This is a genomic window from Streptomyces sp. NPDC046261 (assembly GCF_040646235.1).
Lineage (GTDB): Bacteria > Actinomycetota > Actinomycetes > Streptomycetales > Streptomycetaceae > Streptomyces.
In genome coordinates this window covers 558,743-571,322 of record NZ_JBEYZU010000002.1, presented here as the reverse complement: position 1 = coordinate 571,322, position 12,580 = coordinate 558,743, and the positions used below count along the sequence as shown (strand labels likewise).

Genomic DNA, 12,580 nt, shown 5'->3' with positions numbered 1-12,580 from the left:
GCCCGCCGCAGCCCACTACCCGCGGAAGCGAGGGGCACCCATGGATTACGCGATCCAGGCGGAAGGCCTGGCCAAACGCTTCAAGGAGACCCGGGCCCTGGCCGGCGTGGACCTCGCCGCCCGCACCGGCACGGTCCTCGGCATGCTGGGGCCCAACGGCGCCGGCAAGACCACCGCCGTCCGGATCTTCGCCACGCTGCTCACGCCCGACCGGGGCCGCGCGCGGGTCGGCGGCCACGACGTCGTACGGGAGGCGGGCCTGGTCCGCGCCATGATCGGGCTGACCGGACAGTACGCGGCGGTCGACGAGAACCTGACCGGCACCGAGAACCTCCTGATGATCGGCCGTCTGCTGGGCATGACCAGAGCCGACGCCCGGGCGCGGGCCGCAGAGCTGCTGGACCGCTTCGGCCTCGCCGACGCGGCGGGCCGGGCCGCCAAGACCTACTCGGGCGGCATGCGGCGCCGGCTCGACCTCGCGGCGAGCCTCGTCGGCAGGCCGCGGATCCTCTTCCTCGACGAGCCGACCACCGGCCTCGACCCGCACAGCCGCGGCGAGCTCTGGGACATGCTGCGCGGCCTGGTCGCCGAAGGGGTGACGGCGCTGCTGACCACGCAGTATCTGGACGAGGCCGACCGGCTCGCCGACGACATCGTGGTCATCGACAAGGGCCGGGTGATCGCCGAAGGCACCCCCGACCAGCTGAAGTCGCAGGTCGGCGGGCAGGTCCTGCGGCTGCGCCCCGTGCACCGGGCCGACCTGGCCACCGCCCACGCGCTGATCGCGGAGGCGGCCGGCCCGCAGGCCCGGATCGAGGGCGAGGGGATCACCGCCCCCGTCAACGACCCGGCGCTGATGCCCGCGGTCGTGCGCAGGCTGGACCAGGCGTCGATCGCGGTGGGCGAGCTGGCGCTGCGCCGCTCCTCGCTGGACGAGGTGTTCCTGGCGCTGACCGGCCACCGCACCGCGGAGCCCGGACCGGACGGCGAGGGGCCCGGGGAGGGCCGCCGGCGGCCCGGCGAGGGCGGCGAGGGCACGTGCGCGTACGAGACGGCCGGGAGCCCGTCATGACCGCCACCACGGCCACCGCGCCGCCCCTGGGCAGGCGCGGCCGGGTGCGACCGCTGTCCGCGCTGCGGCAGACCGGCACGATGGCCTGGCGCAGCCTGGTGTCGGTCAAGCACAACCCCCTGGAGCTGGTCGACTACAGCATCACGCCGATCATGTTCGTGTTCCTGTTCACCTTCGTGTTCGGCGGGCAGATGGCGGGCTCGCCGCGGGCGTATCTGCAGTACGCGCTGGCGGGGATCATCGTGCAGAACACCCTGTTCATGACCACGTACACCGCGATGTCGCTGAACACGGACCTGACCAAGGGGGTCTTCGACCGGCTGCGGAGCCTGCCGATAGCGAGATCGGCCCCGCTGTTCGGGCGGATCGCCGCCGACCTCGTCAAGCAGCTGTGGGCGATGCTGCTGATGATCGCGCTCGGCGTGCTCCTGGGGTTCCGCGTCACGGGCGGCCCGGCGGGCCTCCTCGGGGCCACGGTGATGCTGCTGACCTTCGCCGCGGCCGTGTCGTGGACGGCGGTCCTGATCGGCATGCTGGCCGGCGACGCCGAGAAGGTGCAGGTCTTCGCCTTCGTGCTGATCTTCCCGGTCACGTTCACCAGCAGCGCCTTCGTGCGCACCGAGACCATGCCGGGCTGGCTGCAGGCGTGGGTGCGCGTCAACCCCGTGACGCACTTGTCGGACGCCTTCCGTGCCCTGCTGCTCGGCGGCGACGCGGGCCGGCCGGTCCTGTGGTCCCTGCTGTGGGCGGCGGGCATCGCGGCGGTCTTCATACCGGTGGCGATGCGGGCCTACCGGGCCCGGACCTGAGGGGTGCGGGCCCGTCTCACATCGGGTCCACGCACTCGCCCCAGTCCTTGGCGGTGTCCATCCGCTCGCGGCGCTGGGTGAGCGAGAACCAGTTGCCGGAGTCGTCCCGCAGGATCGCCTCGGTGCCGTACGGGCGCTCCTGCGGCTCCTGGAGGAACTCCACGCCCTTGGCCCTGAGCGTCTCGTACTCCCGGTGGACGTCGTCGGTGCTGAGCACCCCCGCGCCCAGGACGCCCCGGGAGACGAGGCGCTTCATGGCCTCGGCCGACTCCTGGTCCAGCCCGGGCGGTCCGGGGACCATCAGTGTCAGCTCGACGTCCGGCTGGTCCTGGGCGCCGACGGTGAGCCAGCGCATGCCGTTGTCGCCGCCGATGGTCATGTCGGTGCGGACCTCGAGGCCGAGCTTGTCGGTGTAGAACTCCTTCGCCCGGTCCTGGTCGAGGACCCAGACGGTGGTGATCGCGATTCCTTTGATCATGGCTGGCTCCGTCCGTGCCACTGCCCGTGTTTCACCGGCCCCCCGACCACCGTAGGCACATGACGAAAGCCGGCGCACCGCTGAAGCGGTGCGCCGGCTCGTGGCCCGTCAGGGGCCTCGTCAGATGGAGCCGCCGTGGGCCTTCAGGAAGGCGACGGGCTCGACGGCGGTGCCGTAGTTCGGGGTCGTACGGATCTCGAAGTGCAGGTGGGGACCGGAGGAGTTACCGGTGGAGCCGGACAGGCCGATCACCTGGCCGGTGGTCACGGTCTGGCCGACCGAGACCTTCACCTGCGAGAGGTGGGCGTACTGGGAGTACGTGTTGTTGTCGTGCTTGATCACGATGGCGTTGCCGTACGCCGGACCGTCGCCACCACCGTTGGGGCCGGCCTTGACGACCGTACCGCCGTGCACGGACATCACGGGCGTGCCGGTGTTGACGACCAGGTCCTGGCCGCTGTGCTTGGCGGCCCACATGGCGCCGGACTTACCGAAGGGCTGGCCGACCTGGTACGAGGCGAGCGGGGCGACCCAGGCGTCGGCGCGGTTGCGCGAGGCCTCGGCCTGCTTACGGGCCTCCTCGGCCTGCTTGCGGGCGTCCTCGGCACGCTTGGCGGCCTCCTGCTTGGCCTGCTCGGCGGCCTGCTTCTCCTTCTCCGCCACCTTCAGCACCGTCGCGGCCTGCGCGTTCAGCGCGTCGTCCAGCGTCGCCACGGACGCGAACGCGGGGAACTCGGCGACAGCAGCCGTGGTGTCGGCAGCGAGCGCGACCCCGGAACCGAGCGCGACCGAGGCTCCCAGACCGGCGGCCACCATGGCGGCGGTACGGACACGGAAAGCGGTCTTGCTCGAGTTACGGAAAGCGGTGCGCTTCGACATACGGATAAACCTCCAGGCATAAACAGGTCCCGGCTGCGGACCGGGATCGCCATACCTTGGTAACCCGCATTCGCCGGGGTGCCAAGAGGCCCTTCTACTAGGAAATGCCGTAGTCCCGGGGAGGGTATTTGGTCCCTTACTCGGGGCCTCTGCGGGGCTCGGCCCGCTTTTTCGCCGCCTGAATTCCCGCTAAAGCGCTTAGTAGGCCCCATAAGCCGTGTGCGCCATGTCACCGCCGCCGGACTTCCGGCCTTATGGATTCCGGGACCAAGGTCCCGCTCCCGGCGGTACGCTCCGGGTCAGCGAACCCATACGCAGCGTGGAAAAAACGCGACGGCATCAGCCTGGGGGCACCCACGATGAGCAGCGACTCCCACCCCTTCGACGCCATCGAGCTGGCGGACGCGGTCCGGGCGATACGCGACGGCCTGACCGGCGCGGCCGCCGCCGGGGCCGGCGAGGACCTGGCGTTCGACGTCGGCGAGATCGCCATGGAGTTCACCGTCGAGCTCCGCAAGGACACCAAGGGCAGGGGCGGGGTGAAGGCCTGGATCGTCGACGCGGGCGCCGAGGCCACGCGCGGCTCGGCCCGTACCCACAAGGTGGCCTTCACCCTGACCCCGAAGGACCGGCGTACGGGCGACGGCTGGAAGGTCGGCAACGACCGCCCGGCCGGGCTGTCGGGATTCGGCTCCCCGGCCGAGCGGTGACGGGGGCGGTGCGGGGCCGGGCCGCAGGCTTCGCGGGGTCCGTGGAGGACCGGCTGGTGGCGGTGGTGGGAGAGCAGCAGGGCAGCGGGGTGCTGCTGACGCCGGGCCTCGTCCTCACCAGCAGCCACATCCTCGACCTCCACCGGGCCGCCACCGCGCAGGTCGCGGCTCCGGCCGGGACCGGCTGGGTGACCTGCGACGTCCTGTGGGCGGGCGACCCCGGCACCTGCGACGCGGCCCTCTTACGGGCCCCGCAGAGCCTCGTCCCCATCGGCGGCCTGCCGCGTCTGCGCTGGGGCACCCTCACCGCGCACGAGCCGGTGCACGGGTGCCAGGTGCTGGGCTTCCCGGACGTCCAGCGGGGCAGGAACGGCCTGGAGGCCGTGCAGGTCCCGGGCACGCTGACGCCCCTGTCGGGCCGGATGCGCGGGCGGTACGTCCTGCACAGCGACCACCACCCGCCCGGGGCCTTCTCGGAGGGCTCCCCCTGGGCGGGCCTGTCCGGCGGCCCGCTCTTCGCCGGGCCTGTCCTGCTGGGCATCGTCACCGAGGACCCGTGGGGCTGGGAACACTCCGCCATCGACGCGGTCCCCATCTCCCGCATCCTCGAAGGCGGCCTGGAAGCGCCGCTGCGGCAGTACTGGCGGTCCGTGCCGGACCTGGAGGAGTTCAGCGCGCCCGACCCCCGGGACCTCGTCTACGAGCCGCTGTACGCGAAGGCCGTCAAGGCCCGCTACAGCCGCATGGAGGTCTTCGGCCTCGACGATCTCGGTACGAACGAGAACAGCTGGGACCTGGACACCGCCTACCTGAGCCTGGAGGCCGTGGAGAACCGGCCCGCCGGCGCGGACTGCGGCTATCTGCCGCCGGAACCGCAGCGCGTGGAGGACCTGCTCGGCTCCCGCCCCCGGACCGTCCTGCGCGGCGAGGCGGGCGCCGGCAAGACCACCCTCGTGTGGTGGCTGGCCTCCCACGCCGCCTGCCGCACCATGCCGGCCGGGCTGCGCGCGCTCGACGGCCTGGTCCCCTTCGTGATCCCCATGCGCAGGCTCGCCGCCCAGGGCATCCACGCCCTCACCCCGGCCCGGCTGCCCACGATCGCCCGGCTGCCCGTGGACGAGCCGCCCAGCGGCTGGGCCGGGCGCGTGCTGGCGGCCGGCCGGGCGCTGCTGCTCGTCGACGGCATGGACGAGCTGCCGCACCGCGACCGCGCCCCGGCCCGCAAGTGGCTCGCCGAGCTGCTGCGCATGTACCCGGACGTCCGCTGCCTGGTCACCGTCCGGCCGCTGGCGGTGGAGCAGGCATGGCTGGAGTCCGAGGGCTTCGAGGAACTGCAACTGCTGCCCATGAGCGCCGACGACATCCAGGCCTTCGTCGCCGCCTGGCACGAGGCCGCACGGCTGGAGTGCGACAGGTTCCCGGACGAGCTGCGGGCCGGCCGCGAGCGCACCCGGCTCACCGCGCTCGAAAGGGACCTGTCGCAGGAGTTCCAGCGCAACGCGGGCCTGCGCGACCTGGCCCGTACGCCCCTGCTGTGCGCGGTGATCTGCGCCTTGCACCGCCGTCGCAGCGGACTGCTGCCGCGCACCCGCTGGCATCTGTACGAAGCCGCGCTGTCCATGCTGCTCGGCCACCGCGACGCCTATCGCCGGATCGACGCCCCGGAAGGCATCGATCTGACGGTCGTCGACAGTCAGCAACTTCTCCAGCGCATCGCGGTCTGGCTCGTACGGAACAATCGCGCGGAACTCTCCCGCGAGCAGGCGGTGCGCCAGCTCGAACTGGCCATGGGCGGGCTGCGTCATGTACGGAAGCAGGGCACGCCCGCGAAAGTCCTGACCCATCTGCTGAATCGCAGCGGCCTCCTCCAGGAGCGCGCGACGGATTCCCTGCAATTCATTCACCGCACTTTCCAGGACTATCTCGCGGCCAAGGAATTCCAGGACAACGACTGCCTGGACGAACTGCTGGGGCACGCGGCGGAAGAGCAATGGCAGGACGTCATCCGGCTGGTGATCGGGCACTGCCGGCGCAGTGAGGTGGAGCAGGTCATCGACAAGCTGATCGCGGCGGGTGACGCGCTTCCCGAACGCCGGGCCGCCTGGCCCTTGCGGACGCTGGCCGCCGAATGCGCGGCGGGCGCGGCCTCGCTGCCCGACGACCGGCACGAGGCGGTATGGGGGCGGCTGCGGGCGCTGGGGCCGCCGACGTCCCCGCGGGAGGCCGAGTACCTGGCGTCCCTGGGGCAGGACGTCCTGCCCTTCCTTCCCGATCCCGAAGGACTGCCCGCGCTGGAGGCGGGACACACGGTGACGGTGCTCGGTTCCCTCGGGGACGCGGCGCTGCCGCTGCTGCGGCGCTACGGCCGGCACCCGGCGAAGCAGGTCCGCACCCAGGTCGCCGCCAAGTGGGCGCTCATGGATCCCCAGGCGTACGTGGAGCAGGTGCTCTCGACCATGCGGCTCCACGACGTCCCGGTCGTCGTCACCACGCCGGCGGAACTCGCCCAGCTGCCCCGCCTCGGGCCGATCGGCTCCCTGTGCGTCCTGCACGACCACGCGCCGGACGACCTTGCCCGGGCCCTTCACGGACGCAAGCTGCGCGCTCTTGACCTCCGGCACAACTCCGCGCTGGCGGATCTGGACTTCCTGCGCTCCCATCCGGAGATCGAGGACCTGAGCGTGCGGGGCTGCCTGGAGCTGCGGGACATCTCCGCCCTGGCGGGCTCGTCGCTGCGCTCGCTGAACCTCGACGCGAAGAAGCTTCCGCAATCCGCGCTGGCGGTCATTCCCCGGCTTCCCCGCCTCACCTACCTCGTGCTGAGCAGGCTCCCGCGGGGCGGCGGGGGCACGCTGCCGCCGCCCCACCCGCTGGTCTCCCGGCTGGAGGTGGCGCATGAGGGGCGGGGCGTGCGGCTGAACGACATCGGCTCCTGGCGGAGCCTGCGCGATCTGTGTCTCGACGGCCCGCCGGAGCATCCGGCGGAGCTGGCCCAACTGGCCGGTCTGCCCGGCTTCGGCTCCCTGGACCTCTGTCTGGAGAGCATCGACGACCTCACGGGCGTCGAACCGCTGGCGAAGGTGACCGCTCTCGGTCTGACGCTCCTCGTCGGCCATGTGATCGACGCCCGGCTGCTCCAGGTCTTTCCGGCCCTCGGCTCCCTGCACCTCGAGGCGGTCTCGCACGACCACGTCGTCGTGGACTTCACCGAGCTCCCGGAACTCGCCGCCCCGCTGGAGGTCTGGGCGAGCGCCGGTGTCCGGCTGAAGGCGACCGGAACGGAGCGCTTCGGCGACCGGCTGCGGTTCAACGAGCTGAGACGGGTCTCCTAGGCGCACAGCGGGCCGGAAGCTTCTCCGGCACAAAAAATCGGCCCCGGAACCGTGATCCACGGTTCCGGGGCCGACCCCTACTGCCTACCTACCCTTACGCGTCCTTCGACAGGTTCGGGCCCGCGCCACCGGCGGCGGACTCGACCGGCGGGGTGTCCGGCAGGGCCGACTTCTCCTCGCCGCGGAAGGTGAACTTCTTCTCCTCGCCTTCGCCCTCCGTGCCGACGACCACGATGTGGCCCGGACGGAGCTCGCCGAAGAGGATCTTCTCGGACAGGATGTCCTCGATCTCGCGCTGGATCGTGCGGCGCAGCGGGCGGGCGCCCAGGATCGGGTCGTAGCCCTTCTTCGCCAGGAGCGACTTGGCCTCGGAGCTGAGCTCGATGCCCATGTCGCGGTCCTTGAGCCGCTCGTCCACCTTGGCGATCATCAGGTCGACGATCTGGATGATGTCTTCCTCGGTGAGCTGGTGGAAGACCACCGTGTCGTCGACACGGTTGAGGAACTCGGGCCGGAAGTGCTGCTTGAGCTCTTCGTTGACCTTCGCCTTCATCCGCTCGTACCCGGTCTTGACGTCGCCCTGGGCCGCGAAGCCCAGGTTGAAGCCCTTGGAGATGTCCCGGGTGCCGAGGTTGGTCGTCATGATGATGACGGTGTTCTTGAAATCGACCACGCGGCCCTGGGAATCGGTCAGGCGACCGTCCTCCAGGATCTGCAGCAGCGAGTTGAAGATATCGGGGTGGGCCTTCTCGACCTCGTCGAAGAGAACCACGGAGAACGGCTTGCGGCGCACCTTCTCGGTGAGCTGGCCGCCCTCTTCGTAACCCACGTATCCGGGCGGGGAACCGAAGAGACGCGAGACCGTGTGCTTCTCGCTGAACTCCGACATGTCGAGGGAGATCAGCGCGTCCTCGTCGCCGAAGAGGAATTCGGCGAGCGTCTTGGACAGCTCGGTCTTACCGACACCGGAGGGGCCGGCGAAGATGAACGATCCGCCGGGGCGCTTCGGGTCCTTCAGGCCCGCACGCGTGCGCCGGATGGCCTGGGAGAGCGCCTTGATGGCGTCCTTCTGGCCGATGACGCGCTTGTGCAGCTCGTCCTCCATGCGCAGCAGGCGGGAGGACTCCTCTTCCGTGAGCTTGAAGACCGGGATGCCGGTGGCCGTGGCCAGGACCTCGGCGATCAGCTCGCCGTCGACCTCGGCGACGACGTCCATGTCGCCGGCCTTCCACTCCTTCTCCCGCTTGGCCTTCGCGGCGAGGAGCTGCTTCTCCTTGTCGCGCAGGGAGGCGGCCTTCTCGAAGTCCTGCGAGTCGATCGCGGACTCCTTCTCGCGGCGCACGTCGGCGATCTTCTCGTCGAACTCGCGGAGGTCCGGCGGCGCGGTCATCCGGCGGATGCGCATCCGGGAGCCGGCCTCGTCGATCAGGTCGATCGCCTTGTCCGGCAGGAAGCGGTCGGAGATGTAGCGGTCGGCCAGCTGGGCGGCCTGGACCAGGGCCTCGTCCGTGATGGAGACGCGGTGGTGCGCCTCGTAGCGGTCACGGAGGCCCTTGAGGATCTCGATGGTGTGCGGCAGCGACGGCTCGGCGACCTGGATGGGCTGGAAGCGGCGCTCGAGGGCGGCGTCCTTCTCCAGGTGCTTGCGGTACTCGTCCAGCGTCGTGGCGCCGATGGTCTGCAGCTCGCCGCGGGCCAGCATCGGCTTGAGGATGCTGGCGGCGTCGATCGCGCCCTCGGCGGCGCCCGCACCCACCAGGGTGTGGAGCTCGTCGATGAACAGGATGATGTCGCCGCGGGTGCGGATCTCCTTGAGGACCTTCTTCAGGCGCTCCTCGAAGTCACCGCGGTAGCGGGAGCCGGCGACCAGGGCGCCGAGGTCCAGGGTGTAGAGGTGCTTGTCCTTGAGGGTCTCGGGCACCTCGCCCTTGACGATGGCCTGGGCCAGGCCCTCGACGACGGCGGTCTTGCCGACACCGGGCTCGCCGATGAGCACCGGGTTGTTCTTGGTACGGCGGGACAGCACCTGCATGACCCGCTCGATCTCCTTCTCGCGCCCGATGACCGGGTCGAGCTTGGACTCGCGAGCGGCCTGCGTGAGGTTGCGGCCGAACTGGTCCAGGACGAGCGACGTCGAGGGGGTGCCCTCGGCGGGGCCGCCCGCGGTGGCGGCTTCCTTGCCCTGGTAGCCGGAGAGCAGCTGGATGACCTGCTGCCGGACCCGGTTCAGATCGGCGCCCAGCTTGACCAGGACCTGCGCGGCGACGCCCTCGCCCTCGCGGATCAGGCCGAGCAGGATGTGCTCGGTGCCGATGTAGTTGTGGCCCAGCTGAAGGGCCTCGCGGAGCGAGAGCTCCAGGACCTTCTTGGCACGGGGGGTGAAGGGGATGTGCCCGGACGGAGCCTGCTGCCCCTGCCCGATGATCTCCTCCACCTGCTGGCGGACCGCCTCGAGCGAAATCCCGAGGCTCTCCAGGGCCTTAGCGGCGACACCCTCACCCTCGTGGATCAGGCCCAGGAGGATGTGCTCGGTGCCGATGTAGTTGTGGTTGAGCATCCGGGCTTCTTCCTGAGCCAGGACGACAACCCGCCGCGCGCGGTCGGTGAACCTCTCGAACATCGTTAATCGCTCCTCAGAGCGGTCAGGCAGTTAGGGGTCGGTCCCCTCCCTGTCCTTCCGCATGCTAGTCCCGTGGGACGGGACAGCTCATTCCAACTGCCGACATCCGTCCGGATCACCCCCGCGTCGGCGGGGAAACCTGCTGCCGAACAGCCGACATCTCCTCCAACCCGATGGTGGGAGACGATGTTCCCGCAGGCCAGGCATATACGCCCACCTCCACTACGCCCACGGCGAACGCCCGCTTGCCCCGACACGCCCGCCCGGAGCCCCGCCACCGCCCCCGGTGACGCGCTACTGGGCTTGCTATATCGCCTCTTCCCACGGGGAAAGTCCTACCCGCAAGCACTGACACTCCATGCGGCGCGGGTCCTTTCCCTCCGCTACGGGCGAACACCCTCGCGCCATGGGGAGCCCCTGTGCGCCCCTTACGTCTTATACGCAGCGTGCCCAACTATCCACCCTGCGTAACCTCTTGGGTCTTCCACAGTTGCACCGTTCATGACGGTAGTCCTCCCGTGCCCGTGCCGCCCCTCGGCCGCATCGCCCCCGCTCACGGACGCGCACACCCGGCGCCGGCGGCGCCAGTGGTACGAGTGCGTGCTCGGCTGGCCGACGGCCCCGACGGTGGCCGGGCGGCCGGTGGAGCTGCTCACGGGGGTGCGGTTCGACGCGCTGGGGATGCCCGCGGAGGCCGGCTTCGCCGTGCTCGGGCGGCTCCCCGTGACCGGGCCGGTCGCGCTGGACGGCCGGGCCCGGAAGATGTGGTTCCTGACCGCCGTGGGCAGCGCCGAGGAGGTGCCGGGGCTGCTCGGCTGGCTGGAGTGGGGCGGCATCGCCCTGGAGCTGACCGCGCTGGGCCCGGGCGGCCGCATCGCGGCCCCGGAGCCGGTGGGCCGGTGGTCGGCCCCACAGCGGCCGTACGGCCGCCGGGAAGCGGCGGAGGCGGCCGTCTGGGTGCGGCCTCCCGTACCGGGTCGCCCGGTCGAGCCCACCCTGCCGGTGGCCGGCCTCGGGGGCGACGGCGGCGCCCCCGATCTCGTACGGCTGGTGGGTGCGGCGGCCACGGAGTGCCACCGGACCCGGCTGCTGCGCGCCGGTGAGGCGCGCAGGGATCAGCCGCCGGGATATCGGCCGGAAAGGCCGGGGATCAGGCGAGGGATCCGGCAGGAGATCAGGCGTTGGCCTTCTCGTACGCCTCACGGATCTCAGCCGGGACACGGCCGCGGTCGTTGACGTTGTAGCCGTTCTCCTTGGCCCAGGCGCGGATCTTCGCGGTGTCCGGGCTGCCGCCGGCGGCGGCACCGGCGCGGGCCTTCCCACGGCCGGCCGTCGCGCGGCCGCCGGTGCGGCGGGCCGACTTCACGTAGTCCGCGAGCGCCTCGCGCAGCTTGTCCGCGTTGGCCGTGGTGAGGTCGATCTCGTAGGACTTGCCATCCAGGGCGAACGTCACGGTCTCGTCGGCCTCGCCGCCGTCGAGGTCATCGACAAGAAGGACCTGAACCTTCTGCGCCACGGGGGATTCCTTTCATCAGCGGAAAAGGGATTACGGAGGAATAGCAAACCGCCTTTCCCGGAAAAACACAAACCCCCCGGGAAGGTTCAGTCCGCCTTCAGCATGGGAACGATGGCTTCCGGGCCCGCACGATAGGGGCGCGATTCGGACATAGGCACCGCGGTCACAGATGCAGAAGCATCCGGCTGTTGCCAAGGGTGTTCGGCTTCACTCGTTCGAGACCCAGGAACTCGGCAACGCCCTCGTCATAGGAACGCAGCAGCTCGCTGTAGACATCCCCGTCGACGGGGGTCTCTCCGATCTCCACGAAGCCGTGCTTCGCGAAGAAGTCGACTTCGAAGGTGAGGCAGAAAATGCGCCGCACACCCAGCCAGCGCGCCGTCTGCAGCAGCTTGTCCAGTACCTGGTGGCCCACTCCGCCGCCCCTGACATCGGGGTCCACGGCGAGAGTGCGTACCTCCGCGAGGTCTTCCCACATCACATGCAGCGCACCGCATCCGACGACGGTACCGTCCTCGTCGCGCTCGGCGACCCAGAACTCCTGGATGTCCTCGTAAAGCGTCACCGTGGCTTTGTCGAGCAGGATGCGGTCACGAACGTAGGTGTTGATGAGCCGGCGGACCGCGGGCACATCGCTGGTGCGGGCCCTGCGGACAGTGACGCCTTTACTGAGAGCGGACATGTCCGGACGCTATCGCCCCGGCGCTCCGGGGGTCTCGTCGGGCCCGTCGAGTTGCGCGACCCTGATGGCGTCGCGGAGGGCTTCCCGTTGTTCGGCCGACATCATGCCGAAGAAGGCGACGAGAGCGGCTGCGGGGTTGTCGCTGAGGGACCAGGCTTCGTTCATCAGTGCGGCCGAGTAGGCGGCACGGTTGGAGACCGCCTCATATCGATAGGCGCGGCCTTCGGCTTCCCGCCGCACCCAGCCCTTCTGATACAGGTTGTCCATTACGGTCATCACGGTGGTGTAGGCGATGGACCGTTCCTGCTGAAGGTCTTCCAGGACTTCCCGAACGGTGACCGGTCGGTTCCACTCCCACACGCGCGTCATCACGGCGTCTTCCAGTTCACCCAGGCGTCGGACCACACGCGAATAATAGTGGGAGATGTCTTGAATGCCGGTTTATCGGCGCGGCAATCCCCGCAGCAAAAAGGGCGCACGGT

General features: G+C 70.3%; 11 protein-coding genes. 5 read left to right on the top strand and 6 right to left on the bottom strand.

The window, feature by feature from the left end:
- The first annotated feature begins 40 nt into the window (after positions 1-40).
- Positions 41-1,072 carry an ATP-binding cassette domain-containing protein gene (locus ABZ956_RS06760; protein ID WP_361887949.1) on the top strand — a complete coding sequence of 344 codons (1,032 nt, stop codon included), beginning with the start codon at positions 41-43 and terminating at the stop codon, positions 1,070-1,072.
- Positions 1,069-1,881, top strand: a complete 813-nt coding sequence (locus tag ABZ956_RS06755) for an ABC transporter permease (RefSeq protein ID WP_361887946.1) — start codon at positions 1,069-1,071, stop codon at positions 1,879-1,881. Before ABZ956_RS06760 ends, ABZ956_RS06755 begins: the two co-directional genes overlap by 4 nt.
- 16 nt (positions 1,882-1,897) lie before the next feature.
- On the opposite strand, the gene ABZ956_RS06750 is transcribed toward ABZ956_RS06755, so the two are convergent.
- Positions 1,898-2,359, bottom strand: coding sequence for a VOC family protein (locus ABZ956_RS06750; RefSeq protein ID WP_361887943.1), 462 nt, complete (start codon positions 2,357-2,359; stop codon positions 1,898-1,900).
- Between the two features lie 120 nt (positions 2,360-2,479).
- Positions 2,480-3,238, bottom strand: coding sequence for a M23 family metallopeptidase (locus ABZ956_RS06745; RefSeq protein ID WP_361887940.1), 759 nt, complete (start codon positions 3,236-3,238; stop codon positions 2,480-2,482).
- Between the two features lie 359 nt (positions 3,239-3,597).
- On the opposite strand from ABZ956_RS06745, the gene ABZ956_RS06740 reads away from it, so the two are divergent.
- Positions 3,598-3,948, top strand: a complete 351-nt coding sequence (locus tag ABZ956_RS06740) for a trypco2 family protein (RefSeq protein WP_361887938.1) — start codon at positions 3,598-3,600, stop codon at positions 3,946-3,948.
- A gap of 56 nt (positions 3,949-4,004) precedes the next feature.
- Positions 4,005-7,280, top strand: coding sequence for an NACHT domain-containing protein (locus tag ABZ956_RS06735; protein ID WP_361887936.1), 3,276 nt, complete (start codon positions 4,005-4,007; stop codon positions 7,278-7,280).
- A gap of 94 nt (positions 7,281-7,374) precedes the next feature.
- On the opposite strand, the gene ABZ956_RS06730 is transcribed toward ABZ956_RS06735, so the two are convergent.
- Positions 7,375-9,900: an ATP-dependent Clp protease ATP-binding subunit gene (locus ABZ956_RS06730; RefSeq protein WP_360915859.1), complete on the bottom strand. Its 2,526-nt coding sequence runs from the start codon at positions 9,898-9,900 to the stop codon at positions 7,375-7,377.
- Positions 9,901-10,401: 501 nt separating this feature from the next.
- Here ABZ956_RS06730 and ABZ956_RS06725 point away from each other — a divergent pair.
- The gene (locus tag ABZ956_RS06725) at positions 10,402-11,136 is read left to right on the top strand and encodes an SCO3374 family protein (RefSeq protein ID WP_361887933.1); all 735 of its coding nucleotides are present in this window, start codon (positions 10,402-10,404) and stop codon (positions 11,134-11,136) included.
- On the opposite strand, the gene ABZ956_RS06720 is transcribed toward ABZ956_RS06725, so the two are convergent.
- The 3 genes from ABZ956_RS06720 to ABZ956_RS06710 all read right to left on the bottom strand — a co-directional run bounded on the left by ABZ956_RS06720 (position 11,075) and on the right by ABZ956_RS06710 (position 12,503).
- Positions 11,075-11,416, bottom strand: a complete 342-nt coding sequence (locus ABZ956_RS06720) for an Lsr2 family protein (protein WP_361887930.1) — start codon at positions 11,414-11,416, stop codon at positions 11,075-11,077. The genes ABZ956_RS06725 and ABZ956_RS06720 overlap by 62 nt on opposite strands.
- A gap of 163 nt (positions 11,417-11,579) precedes the next feature.
- The gene (locus ABZ956_RS06715) at positions 11,580-12,098 is read right to left on the bottom strand and encodes an amino-acid N-acetyltransferase (RefSeq protein ID WP_361887927.1); all 519 of its coding nucleotides are present in this window, start codon (positions 12,096-12,098) and stop codon (positions 11,580-11,582) included.
- A 9-nt stretch (positions 12,099-12,107) separates the two neighbouring features.
- Positions 12,108-12,503, bottom strand: a complete 396-nt coding sequence (locus ABZ956_RS06710; RefSeq protein WP_361887924.1) for a BlaI/MecI/CopY family transcriptional regulator — start codon at positions 12,501-12,503, stop codon at positions 12,108-12,110.
- Positions 12,504-12,580 lie beyond the last annotated feature (77 nt).

Coding starts and splice junctions, on each gene's coding strand:
- ABZ956_RS06760 (WP_361887949.1), top strand. CDS start 41: ATGGATTACGCGATCCAGGCGGAAGGCCTGGCCAAACGCTTCAAGGAG.
- ABZ956_RS06755 (WP_361887946.1), top strand. CDS start 1,069: ATGACCGCCACCACGGCCACCGCGCCGCCCCTGGGCAGGCGCGGCCGG.
- ABZ956_RS06750 (WP_361887943.1), bottom strand. CDS start 2,359: ATGATCAAAGGAATCGCGATCACCACCGTCTGGGTCCTCGACCAGGAC.
- ABZ956_RS06745 (WP_361887940.1), bottom strand. CDS start 3,238: ATGTCGAAGCGCACCGCTTTCCGTAACTCGAGCAAGACCGCTTTCCGT.
- ABZ956_RS06740 (WP_361887938.1), top strand. CDS start 3,598: ATGAGCAGCGACTCCCACCCCTTCGACGCCATCGAGCTGGCGGACGCG.
- ABZ956_RS06730 (WP_360915859.1), bottom strand. CDS start 9,900: ATGTTCGAGAGGTTCACCGACCGCGCGCGGCGGGTTGTCGTCCTGGCT.
- ABZ956_RS06725 (WP_361887933.1), top strand. CDS start 10,402: ATGACGGTAGTCCTCCCGTGCCCGTGCCGCCCCTCGGCCGCATCGCCC.
- ABZ956_RS06715 (WP_361887927.1), bottom strand. CDS start 12,098: ATGTCCGCTCTCAGTAAAGGCGTCACTGTCCGCAGGGCCCGCACCAGC.